Origin of the sequence: Chitinophaga deserti (assembly GCF_003149455.1) — a bacterium.
In the GTDB taxonomy this organism is placed as follows: Bacteria; Bacteroidota; Bacteroidia; order Chitinophagales; family Chitinophagaceae; genus Chitinophaga; species Chitinophaga deserti.
In genome coordinates, this window is record NZ_QFFK01000008.1 from 143481 (window position 1) to 165652 (window position 22172).

Genomic DNA, 22172 nt, shown 5'->3' on the forward strand with positions numbered 1-22172 from the left:
ACGTCAGTCTTTAGTATTTAGAAAATCAACTTTTACAACTCCCTTGATCATTTCCAGCGCAAATTGTGCTGCGGTGAAATCCGTGATCCCTTCATTCAGCGGCGGAGCGTTCAGTACCGTTTTGATAGCATCCGCGGCTTTGCTGATCTGCAATGTTTGCTGGTTGCTGCGGGTGGTAATCTTTGCGGTAGCCCCGTCTATTCCGGAGCCGGGGTCGCCGCCGCCCTGTATCACCCGCAAGCTGGTCACATAGTCGGGATACACGCCTTCCACGCCGGAATGCAGTGCCTCCGGTGGCTCATGGATAGATACCCGTTGTACCACGCCGTCGAAGATGCATAGCAGTACTTCTTCCGACAGGCGGGCAATCCGGAGTTTATCTATCTCGGAAGTGCCGGCCGCATCGTCGTAGCCTGTTATTTCCATGCCCGGCCACCCTTTCAGTACGGCGGAACGCAGCAGGAATCCGGTAATGGTGCCGGTATTGTTTACATATCCCTTTAAGGATTTCTTTTTTTTCCTGAACAGCGTGGCTGTATTACGCGCATTGGCGCGTAACGTGGTCAGATAGGGTGTTTCAAGAATCATAGATGCGGTGGTGGACCTGCCTATGCTAAAAGCCCCGTCCATCAGTGCATCTACCCAATTGTTGTCGATATAAAAGAACCGGAGGGATTCCGGCGGCAGCATCCTTTCATCGGCTACCAGGTAATTAAATGGAACGCCGTTAAGCAGGCTCAGCTTAGCCATCCATTCAACAACATCTTTCGGAGGCGTAGTATCTTTTTCCATGAGCATACGCCTGGTTGCAAACACATCGCCGAAGGCATCAATTCCCTGGTATTTGTTATTAATGATCTCCTGTTCTTCTTTGGTTACCTCCCAGGCATATAACCCTTTCTTCCAGTTGTAGAGGGAGGATGCGAAATTTTTATTCTGCAATGCCAGCAGCTGCCCTAACTGCCAGGCGGCGCCGTAAGAAATATCGAACATGCCAGTTTCCGGGTTGTACCGGTTGGCGGCATCGGAGCAGGATACGGGGAAAGCAATGGTTTCTTTCACGAGGTATGGCAGCAGCGGACTGCGGAACCAGGACACGGTATGGCCGCTATGCCGCAGCGAATGGCCATGCGGGGTGTAACCCATCAGGAGCGCATTCTGTACCAGTATGGTGGCATCTGCCGGAGTGAGGGTGCCGGTAGCCTGCTTTGCCAGGGCGGCTTGCACGGCTTCTGGGCCGGGCGGTGTGCCGTTAAACGGCACTTGTAATACAGTAAGTCCCTGCTGATCCAGCTCATTTTTATTGAGGTGCTCCAGTAAGCTTTTAAAAGTTTCGTCGCGGGTGTTGACGGAATAGCTCCAGTTGATATAACTGAGCAGGCGCACGGTGGTAGTACCTGCCGGTAAGTTGCTGTTGCCGTCGTCGTCTGGCAGGTAATCGCCGAAGTTTTCCAGCGACAGGAGGAAGGCGTAATTGTCGGTATCGTTTTGTGGCAGCCGGTTTCCCAATACCACCGTAAAGTTCTCTACATCTTTTGCCAGATCATCCGATTTATCCAGCGTTTGCATTTTACGGATGTGAGCGAGGAAAGGAAGGTCTTTTTTCGTGGGGGCTATCTGGTTGAACAAAGCAGCGGGGATATCGATAATGTTGCAATCATCGTCGGGCGTTTCACCATAATCCAGTTTTTCCATGCCGGGGTAGGAGAAGATACCTGCAGGCATGGTGCCTGTGCCGGTAATGGTAGAGCCAGCCACGGTAATGGCAGTGCCTGCAGGTACGAGGGCTCTGGCTTTTTCTTTTACCACAGCTGGCTGCTCTCCTTCCCCGAACAGGAATACCGCCAGCCAGGGCGCTGTATCATCATCCTTTACGCTGCTTCTTTCCCATGGTAATATCCGGCGGTTAAACAGTACGTGGGGAAGCGTTCCGCCAAATTCTCCGTTAGCGAGGTTTTGCGGGAAGTTGGAATTGATATCGTCAGGGTCGAGGGTAAACCTTTCGCTGGTAACCGCAAATCTCCTGCTGGTGGAAAATTCACCGGGTTGCTGATTGGTTTGTTGCTTTACCGTTATCGTATACTCGGCAGATTTAAGCGGCGGTATATCGTATTGGATAAAAATAACCTCGTTCTCTGCGGCAGGGGTGGTGTTCTTCATAGCTTATTTTTTTTCTTCTCCCAACAGGCGGAAAAGGGGACTGGCGAGTAAATAATAAGTTTCAGGATCTGCAAGCTGAACCACATTTATCTGTACATCGATATTAAAACCTGCATCCGTAACGGCACTCAGTAACATAGGCCGGTTAGCCTGTGCTTTGGTTGCCATAATGGTGCCTGCTACATTTTCATCCGTGAAGTCATCTGTCCGGGGTACGTAGGTATCCGTCCAGGTAAAATGCTGCAGCTCAGGATCGAGGCGGAATTGAAGGTATTCCAGCTTGATAGGCAATGTGCTGGCAGGACAATCCTTATACGGCACCATGGTAAATCCGGTGAGCACGTCTTTCAGCGTGGTGTCTTTGACAGGATCACCCACGTTGGGGTTACCATTGGCATTAAAACTCACTTTCTGCCACAGTCCTTTCGGCACATTTTTCAAAATCGGCGTGGCGTGGAAGGTGGAAGGTTCTCCGTTATCGTTCACGATCTCGATGACCTGTTTCGACTGGAAGGCAGCACTGTCGAGGCCTACGGGTCTTACCCCGAAATCCGTGTTCTGTAATGGCGCAGATATTTCCGGGTCGAGGATGATGCTGATCTTGCTATTATTGTTATTGGTGAAATCCCATTCTTTGGAAGGAATAATAGCGTCTGTGGTGAGTTCGAATTTCTCTGCATTCACGATCCAGTTCAGTTCGCCCGGCTTATCGCTCAGTTGCGACAGCAGCCCGTCTGCTACCAGTATTTTACATACGTCTGCATTGCTGGCAGCGTCCAGGCTCTGCGCGGCGGCAGGCAGCTGGGGTAACATATCCCGGGTAAATTCGTCCCAGCCGATGGTGCGTGGTTTGTTTTCACTTCCTGCACCGAAGGATATGGTGAAGGAAATAATGGCCACGTGAATGGTAGCCTTTCCGCTGAATTCCGGTCCCCATACATGCAGGCCAACGCCCACGTGAATGGTGATGGTTTTCTTGGTGAACCAGAGGTTGACGGTGAAGGAGGCGCCTATGTCTGTGTTGGCAACAATATCATAATGGAAAGGTTTCCACATGATGAGGAAATCGGCCTGGAGTATAAACCAGGCGCGGATGGAACCGCTTTGCCATACCGCTTCCAAAAGGCCGCCGGCCATGATGGCATTGGAGGTAAGTGCAAAATACAGCGCGCCTTTGATCACGAGGTGACTGTCCACTTTCCAGTCGATGCCCAGCCTTGGTACTTTCGGATAATAATCCGGCGTGGTGTAGTTGGAGTTGTATCCACCCAGCGTTATCACGAAATCGCCTTCATGATCACCGCTGAACCAGAAATAGAATGCGAACCCGCCGGTAAGATGACAGGCCTGGGCCAGTACATAGGAACTGCTGGTGAGCTGCCCCTGAATGGCCACAAGGCCCGAACCTTCTACGTAGGAAGCTTTGATGGCCAGTTCGGCAAAGGCTACGGCAGGGATGCCCGTAGTGCCGCCAGTTCCCGGAGGGAGTACGAGGCGGGAAAGTCCCAGCAATGCAATTTCCAGCCGGGTGCCAAACATCACGGTGAGCAGGGCAAAGGAATTCACCATCTCGAAAGACGTGAAATTAATACCCGCTGCCAGCCAGGAACTGCCCACCTGCGGGGCCACAATGCCTTTCTGTACAATATCATCCAGCACGCCGTTTACCTGCGCGGCAAGATCTTTGGTTGGGTCGGGCACGGGCCCGCCGCCAGTAGCCCATACCACAAACGGAAAGGTAGCCACCCCGTTTATATCAGGGAGCACCAGCTTACGATTGAAGCCGAAGCCGGCAGACAGGCCGGTTACGAAGAAGAACGGCGGCCCGCCGATGGGGAAATTCAGTACAGCGTACAGGAACATGGAAGGCTTACCCTCAACTTCCGTATACCCGCCGATGCCACCAATGGTAAGTGCCGGTGTTTTAACGAGGATGTCGCCATAGAGGTTTACGGGAGAGAAGCTGCCCATTAATCCGCCCGATACGAGTATTGGCCCGCTGTTATATGTGATGGAAATACCGCTGATGGTAAATGCAATATCGAACGTGCTGATGGCGGAGCTGATGCCAAAGCCATTCAGGCCAATGCTCAATCCGCTGGCAGTGGCAGTTACATTCACCATCACATATATGCGGGAGTCTTTGTATCCGATACCGATCTTGTCGAAATACAAGGGCCCGAAATTCTTCTGGATATTGAACCATTTGGCTTTGATAGCATCGTCGCCCACAGCTACCAGTTCCATGTTGGCACTATCGCCGCCCAGTATGAGGTTGAGCGGATATAAAGTGCCGCCGATGTTGACGGTCATGGAGAAGGATACCTTTCCGTTCAGGCCTTCTTCGGGCAGCAGGGGATAGCCGGTGGGGTCTGCCACCAGTGCTTTGATCTGGTTGTTGATGGCGGTAGCGAGGGCTTTGGTAGTAACGATGGATACAAAGTTCACATCTACCGCCGTGATTTCGAGCTTGCCTGCGTCCAGCACGGTGAGTTTATCGATGATGGGCAGGTTGGCGAGGTCTATCACAAGATCTGAAGCCAGCCCGAAGTAGTAGATCCATTGCTGATCTGCAGGGTTTTTCATGGCGAGGAAAACCGCCTTGCCATAATTGGCGGATTCCAGCGAGAGCGCCAGCGTACTGTTGGTGAAATCATACATGAGGGAGGCGCTTTTCAGCGCCAGATCGAGCCCGGCAGGAACAGTGGGCATATCGAACCCGAAGGCACCCACTATATCCGCCAGCTGCAGGTATTCAGAAGGTGTGAGTGCTTCCCAGGAGGCTTTGAGCCGGGTGTCTGTAGTGCCGGAAGTGAAGTTGATCCGGAAGATGGACTGGCCGTCGTTGGAAACATGTTTGATGGTAATGTCTCCCGCCATCACATTGGTGAAGTTGTTGTTGCCGTCATTTTCCAGTGAGAATTTGACGTTGATGGCCAGCTCGGTTGTAGTAAATGTAATTTTTGCAGTAGCGCCGAAAGAGAAGTTTTTGGTGGTGGAGTTAAATGCAACGGCCAGGTTCATGAGCGTGATGGTCCGTATCCATTCAGGTGGTTGCGATACGCCGAACATTTGCACCACATAGGCGATCAGGTCGCCTATCACGATAGGGTCGCCGTCTTTGGTGCGGCCGCTGAACTGCCATCCGCCATCCGGGGTGTTGTTGATGGAGGCACTTAGTTCCACCCCCACTTTGCTGATCTGTAATACGGTGTAAACGCTGCCCTGGATGGGTTGCTGGATATTAGCGGGGTCGCGGCTGAAGTGGAGTTTGAATATGTTGATGGCGATCTTGTCCGTGATATTCCATACCGTGGCAGATTGAGCATCGAAGCGGAAGCTCTGCAACGAGGGAACCACACCGATCTCAAGTACCGAAAAGGAAAAATCGGGTACGCCTTCTGGAACGGTTACAGTGCCTTCAAACAGCTGTGTCGCCACTGCGGTAAGGCTTAATGTTTTCCCGGGCGCCAGGCCTGCCGTAATGGCCCAGTCGGGGTTGTCTTCCGTTTTCCGGAGGGCACACATCAGGAAGTTGCCGGTGCCTACTTCGAATATACCATAAAGGTCTCCGAGCACATTCCTGGTGAGGGGATCGGTGAGGTTGAAGATGTTGAACCCGATAGATATTTTTGAGATGGAGAAGTAACCTTCGATCACGGGCCAGGTAGAAGCGGTGGCCACTTCGAACTGGAGTTGTGTGAGTACGCTGGTGGTGGTATTGAAATTAACGAACAGGGCATTGATGTCGATTTGCGGAATACTGCTGAGGCCAGATGGTAGGGAGTTCATAAAATCCGTTCCGCCTGCGAGTGCGAGCAGGTCCGAGAAGCTCGGTAGTGTTACTTTCTCGCCGGGCTGCAATCCGAAAGCCCATTCGGTGGTGCTGCCCAGGCTGGCACCTAAATATGCCGGTACATTCACGCCGCCTAATACGAAAGTGCCTGTTACGCTGGCGGTGGTTTGCCATTTTGCGCCGGGTGCCTGTTTGGAAAGGGTGAGGTTTGCCTGTAACCCCGGCAGCAGAACGATTTGCTTGTCTACAATGGTCCAGCCGTTGGTGATGGAAATACCTATCGTAAAAAAGGAAATGGATTTGATGGTGGTGTTATATCCTACGTCAAAACTGTTGATTTGAATGCCGGTGAGCGCACCGGCCAATGCTGCAGGCAAAAACTGCGTGATGTCCTGTCCGGCCAGCAGGGAGCTTACTTCAGCCACGGTAGCATCCTGCGTATCCCCATCTTCAATACCGATCTGCCAATCGCCACCGGAACCGCTTTGCATTACAACCGGGATGCCGGCTCCGGTAACGCCATTGCTGGTGGCATTCAGCCTGAATTGGAAACTGGTAAGACTAAATCTTTCTGACAGCGTTACGGTAAAGGAAATATTGCCGGCTTTTACCCAGTCTATTACCGGCAAGGCGGGCTGGTAGCTGGTGGGAAGGGCCGCGTTTACGGTACCTGTTACCTGGTCGTCCTGCACATTGAACGTCAGTTCGAGGGCGAGGTCTTTATAGCCGAGGAGTCCTGAAGTCCCTGTTACGGTAACTGTATCTGTTCCCGGAGGGGGCTTTTGGGCGTTGGTCAGCAGCAGGGTGTCCTGTTGCAATACTTTCTGGAAGAAGGTATCCATAAAATCCAGCTCGAAATCGGCAGGTGTGAGCAGCATATCCCCGTTAGACTGAACCGGAATGGCTTCCATTTTATCAATTATCTGTGTTATCAGCGTGGACATAAGATGGATGATTGTCAGTTAACGGGAATCGCATTATGAAGGGTGAGGTCTTCCGGTTGCAGTGCAGTTGTAATGGAGTTTTGCAGTTGCAATACTCTCGCGGCGTAGCCGGCTCCGCCCAGCACCTGCACCTGTTGCTGTTCTATAATTGCGGTGGTAGGTACATTGGGGAAGAAGGTCGTTCTGCCAAGTGCAACCGTGAACTGAATGGGATTCGGCGGATTATTATTATCATTTATTGTTACGCTGGCGGGGATAGCTACCTGAGCGCCCTCTGAATCCAGGATCTCCTGCATGCCTATCCGGTAATAGTAAATCGGGACATCTAAGTTCGTAAGGTCGTCCACGCATTGTTGGCCAGCCAATACAAGGAAGTTCGGATTGTCAGGTATCTGATAAGCATGTGCTTCGGTAGTGAGCATCCCTCTGACCAGCATAGGCATCGTATATAAGTTGCCTGTAGCATTAGAAGGATTAAAGTAGTAGGGAGTTATAAATGTGTTTCTGAATATGGCGGTAGCATAGGGTATGTATCGAACAACCACATTATTTTTCAATCTTGCAAACCAGGCGGTAAATGCATTGTTTTGCTGGGCATAGCGTAATATTTCCATACCGTCGGCAAAGCCGGTCAGCAATTCAGGCTGATTCACCGGCACGTATTGTTTATTCCGCAGGCTTGCCCAATTCCACAAACGATTTTCTTTGTAAACCACTTCAAATATCTGTTGCAGGTAACAATTACTTCCGGTAGCTGCGGCAGGAGGGGTGCTCCAATGAAAATCCTGTGCATCCAGGTACAGGCCGTTGATCCCGCCGATCGGAGCCTGCCCTCCGGCGATCAGGCTGGTGTTGCCTATGTTATTGGTTGCTTTGTTGAGTGATATTTCCATATCAATCAGGTATGGAAGGTATTGTTTCACCCGGAGGTTTTCCAGGTGAAGGTCCTGCATGGAAAAGCTGCAGGCAATAGCGCAAATAGCGCCTTCGATCCGGTAGAAAGTCCGGATGATGGCAGCAGCATTCTGGCTGTTGAAAATCAGGTAATCGCTCTGCGCAAATGGAAAATATCCGTTGAATTGAATCGTTGTACCGGTAAGATCATTGTTCAGGAATTCGATGTATCCATAAGTATTACGCAGCTGCACATGTGGGGTAGACTGATAAACACGTGGTAAAATACCGTAAGTGGGAAGCGGCAGCCCGGTAAATGCCGGATGGGCCAGCTTATACGCTGCCAGCTGCGTATTGTATATTTCAAAAAGACTGGCCGTCATAAAGCCTGGGGTAACGGCATTGATAATATCCGCCCTACCGGCCAGGAGGCAGTCTGCCTCTATATCGCTGGGTTTATACACAAGCCTTTTTACTTCGGCGAGGGGATTGATGTCAAACACTTTAACAACATCAACATTTAATGTGAAGATCAATACCTGCGTACCGCCTTTATGAAAATCGGACCCGGTAGACTTGATGTAGATTAATTCCTGGACAACGTTGCTTGTACCGGGAGTAAGGGCGTCGAAGAATGTATTCAATGCCGCCTTGTCGGTATATACCCGCCGGCAGGCCTGCTCTATATTATTCGTAAAGTGATTGTAAAGCAATTGCAGTGCGCCGGTAGATACCGTGTAAGTGGCTCTGAAAGTATTGCGGTTATTCACATAATTGTTACCCAGGATGTTGGTGTCAAAATATTGCTGATAAGTCTGATTTTGGGGCACATTTGTATTTAATGCCTCGTCTACCGCAGGGCCGATATATAAGTCAAGCAATTCTGCCATTGCGTTCATCAGGTTGGCGGACCTAACGGCTGTTCTGACAAAGCTGTAGTTGGCTGCGCCGAGATTGGTGGCCAGGGTTGTCTGGAAGAATGTTTGCGCCATCGATAAGTAATCCAGGTATAATGAAGCGCGATTTGTGTCTGGCGGTGTTACGCGAAGCCTCCGCAGCTCGCCTTCCAGTTCAGTGTACGTCATAACAATAAGGGTTTTTAAGGGCAATACGCTTTACGCACAACCGGTGGAGTGAACTCCGGTTATGGTAATGAAAAACCAATCTTACATTCCAGGGGAATGCAGTTTCAGCTTCACCAGCTGCGCATCAGGGTTACCTGACGAACTTTAATAACACATCATGAAACAAGCGGGAAATGAAGATTTCTTAAAAAACAATTCGGGTTTTAAATAGTTAAGGGTGTAAATCGGTTACTGAGTTAAACAATGTTCAAATAGGGCACTTCGAATTTAGCACTATTTACTTTATTTCACCAAAAGTTTTTTAAATACATACTCGTTTGATAGCGCCTTAGCAGCTAATTGCGGCATCCCGGGCGGATGATACAAGATCGTTACGAAAGTTCCTGTAAATTGCTGTTCTTATCAACTGCTATTCAATTATCCAATCATTTTACAATGACGATTGAACAAGTATTCAAAGACAAAACCATCAAAGCAAAGGCAAAAGTGGCCACCATCGGCCAATGGTTAGCGGATGAGGAATTACCGGTAGAAGAGCTGCTGGCCTATGCAGAAAAGCAAAAGGCTTCAGACAAGGCAACCTGCATCGAAGCGGTAGAGTTTGCAACCAAAACCAAGCCTGCCATAGCTGATGAAAACCTGCTTACTTTCGTGACCCAATCACTGAAAGATGATGAACCCCGTGTAAAGTGGGAAAGCGCAAAGGTCATCGCTAATATTGCCAAACTGTTTCCGGCGCAACTGTCCCCTTCCGTCAGGAACCTTTTAGGTAACGCAGAAAATCCCGGCACCGTAGTGCGTTGGGCTACGGCAACTGCATTAGCGGAAATCCTTAAACTGAAAACGGCCGCCAACACCAAACTGCTCCCCGCAGTGGAGGCGCTCTGCGAAAAAGAAGAAGATAACGGCGTAAAGAAAAAGTACCTCGACGGAATTAAGAAGGCAAAGAAATAGCCTTACAGGCTGTTGTCCCAGGCTAACGGAATGCTTTGCTGCAGCTCCCGGAAAAGCTTTTTATCGTTAGTAGCGAGGTAAGCGCAGAGGGGAGCGCCTTTGTCGTTGGTAGGTACCAGCACAATTGCGGTATTGTTATGCAGGAAGAAACGGTAGTATTGATGGGTGATGCCTTTCACTTCCGTCCATTCTTTTTCCAGTTGCTGCATGATGCTTTCCTCCAGGCCTTCTGCAAACGCCAGGTGTTCCAGTCCGCCCATAGCGGCCTGCACATATGCCATCGACCATAGGAACTGCTCCATGGTATCTGCATCCAGCAACCACTCCTCCCGGTCTGCGTCGTAGCTCCCATAAACGGCAGGGTCGGGCTTGCCGAAATCTTCGTGATCGATTCCCCAGATAACCACTTCCTGGTTCTCTGTATAAAATACCAGCATACCACTGTCCGATAAATATAGTTTCTCCGGGGGGAGGAGGCGGTTAAAGGCCGTATTCAGAGCTTCATGGCGGCCGAGGGTACTGTAGTAGTCGCGCAAAACACCCGGCAATTTAATGCCAAGGCGCTGTTCGGCCGCGGAGATCGTTTCTTCGTCGTAGCCCGCAGGTGTATCAGGCAGGGAGAAAAGTTGCTGAATGAGCGGTTTATAGGTCATGTGGTGGTAGTACTAATTTGTATTCGCGTTTAAAGCTTTTAGGGTTGAGATCCTGGAATGAGAACTGCTCCGGGTGTGCTGTGAAGGAGCCCAGCAGTGATAGGGCCTGCTCCTGCGTATAATCTTTCGGGTAATATATGCCGTCGAAGGTAACCCCGGTCAGATGGGCTTCGAAACTGTGTTTGAATTCATCATCCCCGGCGTAGGAGAGGGCAATGTTGCCCGTCCAATGGATGTGGAAGGTATTATTTGCCTGCCTTTCTATGCGGATGTTATGATTGGCAACGGAATCGTGCCCCAGTAAATAAATGCTGAAGGAGAGATCGTCGTACTCCCAGTTATCAGGGAGTGGCAGGGTATCCGCAGTAAGCGTCAGTGTTTCCCATCCCCCGAAACTGAACTTTTCACCGGGCGCCGCTATACAGATGCCGGAATTTTCATGTGCCGTGGATGATAACTTACAGCTGTGATAATTACCCCAAACGCCTTTGGAATCCCAGTCGGATTTCGTTTCGTCTTCATCATCTTCTTCCTCACTAACATCTTCCGCATAATAATCGTCGGTTTCAAGGTGGAAATGAAAGAAAAGTCCTGCTTCCGGGTCCATGGCAGCACTCCATATAAACTTTTTGATGCGGTGGCCACCCGGGTAGGGGTTGTCTTTAAAGTATATCCGGTTCTCCATATTTGTAATCAATGAATGTCGCTGTAAATATAATAAACAATGGAAGTCCACCGTCTACAGCGCAAATATAACGTGCCATGGCCCGCTTTGAAACACTGTAGACGTTTTGTAGACACCGCCTTACCGGGCCTGTAGACGCTTTGTAAGCGCCTGTTATTTGGAAGCAGTGGCTACAGCATGCATCTTTGCGGAAAGAAATTTTATCATGTAAACCGGCCTTAGGCTCCTGCCAGAGGCTGAAGGAAGCAAAATTCAAAATATAGCCTCGTATGAACGATAACATCTTTTACACCAATGGAGACAGTCCTGAAATGCTCAGGGCCATTGCTAAGGCACAGGAAACGTTTAAATATTGCTGGCGGGAGTTGAGCTGGGAAGCACGCCGCATTGTGCCGGCGCTGGACCTGGCCTACGTTAAGATCGCTTTCGTACAGCCATCCGGCCATCCTGATAAACCTAAAGTAGAATACATGTGGGTAGGCGATGTGGGATTCGATGGAGACAAGGTTTCCGGCACCCTCATCAATACGCCTTCCATCGTTAATAACGTGGCGAACGGGGATTTCATTGAAGCGCCCCTCAGCCGGCTGTGCGACTGGCTTTTCTCCAGTAACGACATTCCATATGGCGGTTTCACCATCCAGGTATTACGCAGTGAAATGGAAGAAGAGCAGCGCGATGAACATGATGAAGCCTGGGGCCTCGACTTCGGTGAGCCTGACGAAGTCTACATCGTACGTGAGGAAGAAACCGATCCCGCTACGCAGGAAGAGCATCCCATGAGCATCAATATGAAAGACAGTCTGCTCCAGTTCCTCCAAAAGAACCCCGCAGAGGCTACGAATGCAGACGAAGACGGCTTTACCATGCTGCACCGCGAAGCCATTGCCGGCAACCGCAGTACGGTGGAAGTGCTGCTGCTCGCAGGGGCCAACAAATCCGCTCAAACCAAATCAGGAAAATCCGCACTGGATTTCGCGCATCAGCTTAACTGGCTACATCTCCTTCCGCTATTACAAACCACCTGATCCTGCGCTGTACAATCAATAGAACCGGAATAGGTGTCATGAAAGCCCTGATCATTAGCCTGCAACTGATTGTGGGGGATTTTGACGGAGATGGAAAAACAGAGCGCCTCAGGCTTATGTTACTTCCTGATTCGGTATTGGCACTGGTTCCGGATAAGCAGGGGATAGATACTTTTATTGTTGACCCGGCCATGCAGGCGAAAGGCTTCCTGTACCTGAGAAACGAAGGCGATCTCAACGGAGATGGTGGCCACGAGTTCAGCTACATTCCCGATGCTGCCGATTATTCAAATATCAATACCTGTTTTATCATTTCCCTTCAGCATGGCAAATGGACAGTATGGTATGATTTCGAAGTGATGGAAACCGAACTGAAGCTGCCATTGATAACGAAAATAGATAATGGCCGGATCAAGATCTGGCGATATAATGCGGAGATGGGGGAGATGGAATATGTAACTGTCGCACCAGATCAAAGAATTCCCCGCCTAACGGATATCCGGCATGGCAGGGTATTCCGGAGAAAATACAATTCGTTATTGGATGATGTAGATAAAATCTTCATAATCATGAGCCGATACGAACACGGGTACATTAGCCCAGGGAGCTTTTCCTTTGTTGGCATTCACGGTATGCTTCACGAGTTCCTGTAGCCGCAGGATCACCAGGTATTCCTGCAACTCGCAGGACTGCCGTAATTGATCATCGCGGTAGCCTTCGGATTGCATGTAGTTTTTGTTGGCTTCCTGCAATGCTTCAAAGCCCGTGATGGTAAGGGTTTTTTCGGATTCCCCCGCGAAATCGGTCAGCCAGTCGAGGTTATCACGGTTAGCGACCGATTCATAAGCGAGGAGATGAAGCAGCCAGCGGTCGTATTGCGTGGTGAAGCTGTTCATTTCAACGTAGATGGCTTTGATATCTATTTCCTCTTCTTCGGTCATGGCGGCGTAGAAGTGATTCAGAAAAGCCGTCAGGGGCGGCTGAAGGTGCAGTAAGTCTTTCCCGATCACCTGATGGAAGACGGATGCGGGTAATTGACTGAGCGCAGCCTCCGTTTCACGGATGGCGGTTTCTATTTGTCCTGCCTGTATGAGATCCTGTATTTGTTGCATGCTGATATACTATCTGGCAAAGTAACGGTATATCTCACACTTATTTATACTTGCCATAATCCTTTCTGCATCTTACGTGATCAGCTGATCAGAACACCTCGAGTATCCTGGCGCTCCCAGCGTATCTCACTTGCACTATCTCGCCGTATCTGTCCGGCATACCCATTTCTATACCTATTCCCGCTACAAATGAAGCATTGTCCGGTACCTGGCCGGTCAGCTGCACGGTGAGTTGTGTTCCCTCCGCATTAGCCTCCTGGTGGTGCCATTCGGTTCTGGCCGGGTGCCCATGCCCAAACCCGGTGTAAGTGCTTTCAAATCCTCTTTCTCCGTGTATAATGTCGCCCGTAATCCCAAGGGACAGTACGATCCGGTAATACGGCGCTTTCCATGGGAGGCGCAGGTTGATGCCGGGGGTAATTGCCGGCAGGGTGATGGTGGCGGTCAGCTGCTGCCTGTCTGTTTGTATGGGGATGTAATCACGGAGAATACCCTCAAACGGATGATCCCTGTTCAATGTGAAGCCTTTTACAATTTCCCGGTGATGGGAGAGGAGAACGCTTCTGACGCCACGTTCGGTGCCGGAGGGCTTCCGCTGTATTATCCGGAATAACTGGTTTAATGCCCCGGTGAAGTTGGGATCACCCAAATGAAGCAACGGACTAATGGCATGGCGGAAGGAGTTCGTCATTTTGTTGCAGGCGCCGAAGTCGGACAGGTTCTTCCGGGTCATGTCAAACCCCGGGTCCTCCAGGAACTGCTTTTTCGAAGGACCGCCCGGCCTTCTGAGGATCAGCTTGTCCGATCCCTTTCTCCGATAGGCGGTCAGGTTACCCAGTATAGCGGGCAGATCAAGGTTAGAAGTCGCTTTAGACATAGTGTAGTTTGCTTCTAATAACAGTGTAGTTACGGGAATGTTTAGGGAATACCTAGGGAATGATAGGAGTATGTCTAGCCTATATCTAGCCTCTTATAAGGGCTAGACATAGGCTAGATATAGGCTAAACATAGGCTAAATATAGGCTAGATATATCGGAAAGTTCGAGGCAATTACAAGCTGGTTATAAGGGGACTAACACGGGTTAAGCCGCCGGTTAGCAGGCGGTTGGATGTAAAAAAATCTTTAATAATGTTTACAGGAACCGGGGTGGGGGATTCCTGATTTTACTTTAAAGGATTGGTTAATCATCCTGTATAAACTTCGGTTGTTTTGTATTTCCAATTTTTGTTCAATGTTCCAGGCTGATGGTGAGCCTGGACAGGTGTAGAATGTGCAACGCTGATGGCTGGGGGAAGGCAAATTCTCATATTTACGAGCGGCTCCGGCCGCATCTTACCAATGCCTTGGCTTACGCGCAAGAGTTGGAAATACGAACCTTATAATCCGAAGAAAGTTGTAGCGGAGTTATACCGGCTTTTGAGATATTGGGTTGCCATAACAGGAAGGCCGTCTCCGGGGAGACGGCCTTCCTGTTATGGGTAATTACCGCTGCATCACAGCGGTAGTTCCTGATCTTTCACTTTAATCATTATCATATCGGAAGGTTGGTCCCTCCATAAGTTTCTCGTAAAGAAAGCAGTGGCGATCGCTTTATCCCTTATTTTGAGATAATGGCCTCTTTCGATTTATGTACATTGTTATTTTCGGAGTCTGGAGAAACTGATTTTATACTCAATTTATAGCGATCATGAATTTTCCAACAAAAATCTCTAAAATCTTTCTCATAAAAGTATTTTACGATTTCCATGAATTCATCGTGTTGCGTTAAGCCCTCCAAAGAGTGTATCAAACTTTCTTCTGAAGCTTTGGGGTCAGGAAGTAGCTTATGTTTAATTCCATTATAATTAACTGAAAGTGTGTTCGCAATCATAAAGCATAGCCATCGCCTTCTCTTTTCTTCAATGGTGGAACTTTTTTTATTTGGATGTAATAAATCGTCGATCTCAATTAGAAGCCTCTCATTTGATAGAATTGTGCCATCGATTTGTATCCAAGAATCTCTTAACGTGTTAGAGAAATTTTGTGTTTCAATTTTCTTTGTTGCATAATATAATATTAGTGCAAGGGCGATTGATGAAACAAGCGATAAAAAGCTGATTAACAAAGAAATGTCATTACTTGTACTGGGTTCCATATTAATTTTTTACAAGGAAAACAACAATAAAATAAGAATCTTATATGTAAGATAAGATAAACTCCGCAGGAATAAAATGACAAAGTATTAAGCCCGATTGGATAGGTAACAACGAGTGCGGGTGGTTTTATTGTGAATTATATTTGACCACCTATCGGATAAAGCCGTAAATAAGCTGGTAAACCTTGAAGAATTGTTCAAAGATCCCGATGTAAAAACGAAGCGTTCGATCATTGGTTTAATATACCCCGGAAAATTCACTATTGACGGATACAATTATCGAACGCTCGCGTGAAGGGAGAGGTATGGCTTATATTCAAGCTGGATAAGGATTTTCACCAAAAAGAAAATGGACAAACCAGAAGAATTTCCGATTTGTCCATTTTAAGTGCCCAGAACTGGATTCGAACCAGCACACCGTTGCCGGCGCTGCGACCTGAACACAGTGCGTCTACCAATTTCGCCATCTGGGCATCTTTTCGTGTCAGGGAGTGCAAATGTACGCACTTTCCCATTATTTCCAAATTCTGTGAAGCAAAAATTTGATAGAAAATGAAAAAGCCGCGACCAGCGCGGCTTTTATCAGATATCGTACGGCTGTTTACACAGCTACGTTAAACTCGCGGAGCGTATCGTTCAGACTCGTTTTCAGGTCTGTGCTCGCTTTACGCTGACCAATGATCAGTGCACAGGGAACCTGGAACTCACCTGCCGGGAATTTCTTGGTATAAGAACCGGGAATCACCACGCTGCGGGCTGGTACACGGCCTTTGTATTCTACAGGCTCAGCACCGGTTACGTCAATAATCTTGGTAGATTGTGTCAGTACCACGTTTGCACCCAATACTGCTTCTTTCTCTACCCGTACGCCTTCTACCACGATGCAGCGGCTGCCTACGAATACACCGTCTTCAATGATAACAGGGCTGGCCTGTAAAGGCTCCAGAACACCACCGATACCCACGCCACCGCTCAGGTGCACATGTTTGCCGATCTGTGCACAGGATCCTACCGTTGCCCAGGTGTCTACCATTGTTCCCTCATCTACATATGCGCCGATATTTACATACGAAGGCATGAGGATGGCGCCTTTAGCGATGTATGCGCCATAGCGGGCAATAGCGTGAGGTACCACGCGCACGCCTAATTCCTTATAGTTCGTTTTCAGCTTCATTTTGTCGTAGAACTCGAAAGGAGGCATAGACATGGTTTCCATCGGTTGTATAGAGAAATACATGAGGATCGCCTGTTTTACCCATTCGTTCACTTTCCATCCGTCTTCCGCAGGCTCTGCCACGCGCAGTTTACCCTTGTCTACCGCTTCAATCACGGAACGCACGGCGTCGGAATATTGCGTCTGCTGCAAAAGGCTGCGGTCGTTCCATGCAGCCTGGATCTGTTGCTGAATATCCATTGTGTTATACTTGTTTCCGCAAAAATAATATAATCGTGCACAGTTAATGGAGAAAACGTATTTTTATCTGTCAGGTTAACATTATTCATGGGGGAAAGTGGCGCACATAAGGACTGGGGCGACGCGGCGCTGCTGCGGGCGCTGAAAAACGGCAGCATGGAGGCTTTTAACGCCCTGTATCAACGCTACTGGCAGCTCGTCTATAACGCTGCCTTCAAACGCTTGAACGATGGGGATGCCGCTAAAGACATTACCCAGGACTTCTTCCTCCAGCTCTGGAACCGCCGCTCGGAACTGCACATCCTCCACCTTCCCGCATATATTCATACCGCCGTCCGCAACCGCGTACTCAATACCCTCGAAGCACAAAGCCGCTTCCTGCCGGTGGCCGATCTGCTTATTGAAAATACTCCGGCAGCAGATCAGGCCGATTCCCTCGCCCGCCGCAACGAATGGCTCAAATCCTATCACCTGCTGGTAGATGCATTGCCTCCCGCCCGGCAGGAAATCTTCCGCCTGCATATTCAGGATGGGGCCAGTACGGAAGAAATCGCCCGTCAGCTGAACATCTCCCGCAAAACCGTCCAGAACCAGCTGGGCAAAGCCCTTGCCCGGCTCCGTGAAACACTGGGCTTCCTCACCGGCCTGCTGGGTTAACCGCTTTCCTGAAAATATTTTCCGCCCGGATGGGATTTTGCGATTTACAGCTGTCTTATCTGTATGGACCATTCGTATTTCCTTGAAATACTGCGAAAATACCGGGAAGGCAAAGCCTCTCCCGAAGAAGAGCGTTTCCTGCTCAGCAGCTACGACGCTTTCGAATCTCAGCCCGATGTTACCTCCCTGCTCACGGAAGAAGAACGCTCCCGGCTGGGGCAACAAATGCATCAGGATATTCTTTCTCAAATAGCCGCTCAGCTGCCTGTGGCGCAAAAGCAACCCTTCCGCTGGAAGATGGCAGCTGCCATACTGTTACTGGCAGGTGCGGCCATTGCAGCCTTCCTGCTTACAGACAGGGGAGGGAAGGCACCCGCTATCGTTGCAGCCGATCAATCGGTTCAGCCGGTAGCGGAAAACAACCTCATAGCCCTGCCAGACGGGAGTACCGTATTGGTAAGCGCCGGCAGCCACCTCAGGTATCCATCCTCTTTCGGGAAGCAGGGGAAAAGAGAAGTGTTCCTCGAAGGCAAGGCGTTATTTACGGTGGAGCAGCATCACCAGCAGCCTTTCGTAGTACACGCCGGCGGGTTACAAACCACCGTACTGGGCACTACGTTTGAAGTGATTGCGCCGGAAAAGGGGGAAGTAACCGTAACGGTATTTAAAGGGAGGGTACGGGTAGACAGTGATGCCAAATCCCTCGGGGAGCTCACCGCCAACCAGCAGATCGTTTATAATACGGAAGCCAAAGCCTCGCGCCAGCAACCGGCTGCACAGGCGCCTGTATGGCAGCAGGAAGATCTGCTGTTCGACGATGTGTCGCTGCTGCAGGCATCCCGCCTGCTGGAAGACCGTTTCGGGTATTCCATCTCCATCCCTGACGAAGCCCTCCGCGCACAGCGCTTCTCGGCAACATTCCTGGGGCACGAGCCGCTGGAGCAGGCATTAAAAAGCATCTGTGCCTTTAATCAGGCAGCATATACATTAGACACGGTTAAAAAGACCGTCATTATTTACAAGCCGTAATTCTTACAGGCCAACCAAAATCAGGAACATGAACATTATTATTCAACCACCGTAAAAAGAAAAACCTCTGCATGAAGCAGAGGTTCCGACGCCGTGCCCAACGTCAATTGTGCAGCGGCCGTCCAGATGAAAAACACCCGCGTCAACGGGCATTTTATTTACCTGCAATCACTAAAGTATGAATTTTTCCGCACTCGCAGCGGGAAGCGTCCGCGTTTTCCCTAAGCTGCCCTGCGCACTTTTCCTGTATCGATGTATGCGTATTTCGTTATTGTCATTTTTGCTGATCGCCTTCACCGCCCAGCTGCTTACTGCCGCTAATGCCAAAGCCCAGCGGCTTAACGGGCAAACGGTGCGGATGGCGCTGAAAGATGCCTCCCTGCTGGATGCTTTTAAGCAGATAGAAGGGCAGACGGGTTTCCGGTTCATGTACCGCAAGTCGGACGTGGGCCATATCCGTCATATCAGTTTGTCCGATGGCAAACACAACCTTGCCGCCGTGCTGGAACAGTTGCTGCAGCCGCATGACCTTTCCTTCCGCCAGATGGATAACAAAATCCTCATCCAGCCGGCTCCCGCAGCTCCCCGGGCAGATACTTCCTTCACCGTAACGGGCCGTGTAACCGGAGACGATGGCAACCCGGTAATTGGTGCCACCATCATGGTAAAAGGCACCGGCAGAGGCGCCATCACCAACGAAGACGGACAGTTTACCGTAACCGTAAACGAAGGTGCTGTATTGGTAGTGACCTCCCTCGGCTACCGCCAGATGGAGTTCCCGGTGAAAGACCGCTCCGTGCTGGCCCTGCAGCTGCCTTTACAAACCGGCGGCTCCCGCCTGAATGAAGTGATCGTGGTTGGTTACGGCACACAGCAAAAGCGCGAACTGTCGGGCTCCATCGGTAAAGTAGGTGCGCTGAAACCTGAAGAGAATATGGTTAACAACCCCATCTCCGCGCTTCAGGGCCGGGTGGCGGGGCTTGCAGTAACCAATACTGGTGCCGCTCCGGGCTCTATGCCTAACTTCTCCATCCGTGGGGTGCAAACCGTACAAAGCAATGTTACCGGCAGTGGTTCCAATCCGCTTATCGTGGTAGATGGTTTGGTGATAGATGCCCCTCCCGTAGGAGACAATGCCAACTTCAGCATGTTCAACCTCAATCCGCAGGATATTGCCTCCATGGAAGTGCTGAAAGATGCTGCTTCCGCGGCAATGTACGGCGCACGCGGCGCACAGGGCGTAATCCTCATTACAACAAAGAAGGGTTCCTTTGGCGCAAAGCCCGTTATCAACCTCAACGCCTATGCAGGTGCCAATTCATCCCATTTCAGCTACCGTCCGCTCAACAGTGCAGAGTATGCCATGATGTTTAAGGAAGCGCGGCAGAACAGGATAGGGGATATCGACCGCCGGCTGGCGGGTACCATCGATCCCTCCGAAGCAGCATCTCTCCGTAATGAGAAAGAAGTGCTCGGCCTGCAGATGGATGAGCTGAAAATGGGGAAAGATGATATCAACTGGCTCGACCGGGTTACTCCCCGCAATGGTGCCCTTAATAATATTCAGCTGAGTGTGGCAGGTGGCAGCAACCAAACCAGCTATTACTTTTCTTTCGGGAAATATGGCGAAGCATCTGCCACCGGCAATGGCCGTCTCGACCGCTACTCCGGCAAGCTGGCCCTCACACAGAAAGTGAACCGCTGGCTGAAGGCAGGCATGGATGTAAGCATCTCTAAAGTGAAATACGATGGTTTGCAGGATGCGATCGGAAGTGGAATTTCTGCACGGCCCGATACGCCTGATTCCATCAAAACCAACCCCGATGGAACCTGGGATTACTGGCATGGCTTCCAGGAGCATCCCTATGCCATGCTCGATTATTACTATCAGAACGAAAAAGACAACTGGAACTATACCGGCAACTTCTTTGCAGAAGCCACGCTCAGCAAGAATTTCTCGTTCCGTTCCATGGTGGCCGGCTCCCGCAGCGAGAGCAACCTGGTGGAGTTTATGTCTCCCGTAAGCTATGGCGGCCTTGGCACTAAAGGCGATTATACTGAAACAGGCAACCGTGGTATGCGGTATACACTGAACAATGTACTCACTTACCGTTTCAGTTACAGCCGCCTGAAAGGGGATGCGTTACTGGGTCAGGAATTCACCGGGAACCAATACCGCATCGGTGCGAAGAACCTCCAGGGCTTCCCTATGATCCAATCGCTCTGGAAGCCAACCAATGCATCGGTATCTACTAACTTCGCCAATAACGCCAACCGTTTCTACGAAGAGTATTCTGAATCTTATTTCGTGCGTTCCAACATGGCCTGGGATGGTAAATACCTGCTCAGCCTCAGTTTACGCCGTGATGGTACCAGCAAGCTGACCAACAACCGCCAGGCATGGTTCCCGGCTATATCCGGTGGCTGGATCATCTCCGACGAAGAATTCCTGCAGGGCAACAAATTGCTGAACTATCTCAAGTTGCGCAGCAGCTTCGGTATAACCGGGAACATCCGGCCGGTGGGGCATTATGATACACGGGATCTCGTGAACAGCCTGCTGTACCTCAATGAGCCCGCTCTCCGCCTGAACACCATGCTGGGTAATCCCAATCTGAAATGGGAACGTACCAAACAGCATGATATCGGGCTGGAAACGCGCTTCTTCAATAACCGTCTTTCTATTACCGCGGAATACTACGTGAAGAAAACCGACGGATTGCTCACCAGCCGTCAGATTCCCTGGTCGAGCGGGGGCTTTATTTCCCAGCGTGTAAACCTGGGGGCCATGACTAACCGCGGGGTAGACCTCGCAGTATCTCTGAGCAGCAAGCCGGGAGATTTCCATTGGGAAGTGAGCGCCGTAGCGAATATTAACCGTAACCGCGTTACCGAACTGCGCGACAGTACCATGGGCTATGGTGTATATTTCCCCGGAAGCCCGTCTGGCGTACTGCGCATAGGGCAGCCACTGGGATTGCTGCAGTTGTACCAGTCGCAGGGCGTAGATCCGCAAACGGGTGATATGATATATGCCGATCTGAATAAGGACGGTATCATCAATCAGCTGGATATGATTTACATCCCTGTTGCGCAGCCTAAAATAAACGGTGGTGTAACCGTGGATCTGGGCTGGAAGGGCTTTAGCCTGAATACGCAGTTTGCATTTAACATCGGTAATAAGATTTACAATTTCAGCGAACAGTATTACCGGAATTATGATTTCGATATCTGGACAGGCGTGGTGAGTAATAAGCCCACCTGGGTGCTCGACCGCTGGCAGAAGCCCGGCGACAAGGCAGACTATCCGCGTGCTATTGTGGGAGAACATGGTGCAGGCAGAACAAACGACTGGAACCTGCTGCCTTCCACACAATTCCTCTACAGCGGCTCCTATCTGCGTTGCAGAAACGTAACGCTGGCTTACAGTTTGCCCAACTCCCTCATCGGGAAGGCCGGCTTCCAGCAGGTGCGCGTGTATGCCGCCACGCAGAATCTTTTCACGATTAAAGACAAAAGGCTGAATGCCGATGATCCTGAACAGGCACTGGAATCAGGGCTGCAGCAAAATGTTGCACCACTTCCACGCGCTATTTCATTCGGCATCGATCTCCGTTTCTAATCAT

Annotated in this window: 15 protein-coding genes and 1 tRNA gene; 6 read left to right on the top strand and 10 right to left on the bottom strand. The window is 50.1% G+C overall.

What is annotated here, in order from left to right; all coding sequences use genetic code 11:
* Positions 1–3: 3 nt before the first annotated feature.
* From DEV76_RS18750 to DEV76_RS18760, 3 genes are read right to left on the bottom strand one after another with little or no spacing between them, the layout of a single operon-like run.
* Positions 4–2160, bottom strand: coding sequence for a hypothetical protein (locus DEV76_RS18750; RefSeq protein ID WP_109699464.1), 2157 nt, complete (start codon positions 2158–2160; stop codon positions 4–6).
* A gap of 3 nt (positions 2161–2163) precedes the next feature.
* Positions 2164–6900: a DUF6603 domain-containing protein gene (locus DEV76_RS18755; RefSeq protein WP_109699465.1), complete on the bottom strand. Its 4737-nt coding sequence runs from the start codon at positions 6898–6900 to the stop codon at positions 2164–2166.
* 14 nt (positions 6901–6914) lie between these two features.
* A complete protein-coding gene (locus DEV76_RS18760; protein ID WP_109699466.1) occupies positions 6915–8879 on the bottom strand; it encodes a glycoside hydrolase family protein in 1965 nt (654 codons plus the stop codon).
* Positions 8880–9314: 435 nt separating this feature from the next.
* Here DEV76_RS18760 and DEV76_RS18765 point away from each other — a divergent pair, with 435 nt between their 5' ends.
* Positions 9315–9833 carry a hypothetical protein gene (locus DEV76_RS18765; protein ID WP_109699467.1) on the top strand — a complete coding sequence of 173 codons (519 nt, stop codon included), beginning with the start codon at positions 9315–9317 and terminating at the stop codon, positions 9831–9833.
* 2 nt (positions 9834–9835) lie between these two features.
* Here DEV76_RS18765 and DEV76_RS18770 read toward each other — a convergent pair whose 3' ends face one another.
* Both DEV76_RS18770 and DEV76_RS18775 read right to left on the bottom strand, forming a co-directional pair.
* Positions 9836–10486: an SMI1/KNR4 family protein gene (locus DEV76_RS18770; RefSeq protein ID WP_109699468.1), complete on the bottom strand. Its 651-nt coding sequence runs from the start codon at positions 10484–10486 to the stop codon at positions 9836–9838.
* Positions 10476–11171, bottom strand: coding sequence for a hypothetical protein (locus tag DEV76_RS18775; protein WP_109699469.1), 696 nt, complete (start codon positions 11169–11171; stop codon positions 10476–10478). Before DEV76_RS18775 ends, DEV76_RS18770 begins: the two co-directional genes overlap by 11 nt.
* 269 nt (positions 11172–11440) lie before the next feature.
* On the opposite strand from DEV76_RS18775, the gene DEV76_RS18780 reads away from it, so the two are divergent.
* Together DEV76_RS18780 and DEV76_RS26000 are read left to right on the top strand one after the other, a co-directional pair.
* Positions 11441–12199, top strand: a complete 759-nt coding sequence (locus DEV76_RS18780) for a DUF2314 domain-containing protein (RefSeq protein WP_109699470.1) — start codon at positions 11441–11443, stop codon at positions 12197–12199.
* 38 nt (positions 12200–12237) lie between these two features.
* Positions 12238–12852, top strand: a complete 615-nt coding sequence (locus tag DEV76_RS26000; protein WP_157962989.1) for a hypothetical protein — start codon at positions 12238–12240, stop codon at positions 12850–12852.
* On the opposite strand, the gene DEV76_RS18785 is transcribed toward DEV76_RS26000, so the two are convergent.
* The 5 genes from DEV76_RS18785 to DEV76_RS18805 form a co-directional block, all read right to left on the bottom strand.
* On the bottom strand, positions 12736–13311 hold the full coding sequence (locus tag DEV76_RS18785) for a hypothetical protein (protein WP_109699471.1): 576 nt from the start codon (positions 13309–13311) through the stop codon (positions 12736–12738). The two genes, DEV76_RS26000 and DEV76_RS18785, sit on opposite strands and share 117 nt — an antisense overlap.
* A gap of 88 nt (positions 13312–13399) precedes the next feature.
* Complete coding sequence (locus DEV76_RS18790; protein WP_109699472.1) at positions 13400–14188, bottom strand: hypothetical protein; 789 nt, start codon at positions 14186–14188, stop codon at positions 13400–13402.
* A 721-nt stretch (positions 14189–14909) separates the two neighbouring features.
* Positions 14910–15446, bottom strand: a complete 537-nt coding sequence (locus tag DEV76_RS18795; protein WP_109699473.1) for a hypothetical protein — start codon at positions 15444–15446, stop codon at positions 14910–14912.
* 389 nt (positions 15447–15835) lie between these two features.
* Positions 15836–15919 (bottom strand) — tRNA-Leu (locus tag DEV76_RS18800).
* A 128-nt stretch (positions 15920–16047) separates the two neighbouring features.
* Positions 16048–16860 carry a 2,3,4,5-tetrahydropyridine-2,6-dicarboxylate N-succinyltransferase gene (locus DEV76_RS18805; protein ID WP_109699474.1) on the bottom strand — a complete coding sequence of 271 codons (813 nt, stop codon included), beginning with the start codon at positions 16858–16860 and terminating at the stop codon, positions 16048–16050.
* Between the two features lie 87 nt (positions 16861–16947).
* On the opposite strand from DEV76_RS18805, the gene DEV76_RS18810 reads away from it, so the two are divergent.
* The 3 genes from DEV76_RS18810 (at position 16948) to DEV76_RS18820 (ending at position 22168) form a co-directional block, all read left to right on the top strand.
* The gene (locus DEV76_RS18810) at positions 16948–17517 is read left to right on the top strand and encodes an RNA polymerase sigma-70 factor (RefSeq protein ID WP_109699475.1); all 570 of its coding nucleotides are present in this window, start codon (positions 16948–16950) and stop codon (positions 17515–17517) included.
* A gap of 63 nt (positions 17518–17580) precedes the next feature.
* Positions 17581–18546, top strand: a complete 966-nt coding sequence (locus DEV76_RS18815; RefSeq protein WP_109699476.1) for a FecR family protein — start codon at positions 17581–17583, stop codon at positions 18544–18546.
* A 178-nt stretch (positions 18547–18724) separates the two neighbouring features.
* Positions 18725–22168, top strand: coding sequence for a SusC/RagA family TonB-linked outer membrane protein (locus tag DEV76_RS18820; RefSeq protein ID WP_109699477.1), 3444 nt, complete (start codon positions 18725–18727; stop codon positions 22166–22168).
* The last annotated feature ends 4 nt before the right edge of the window (positions 22169–22172 follow it).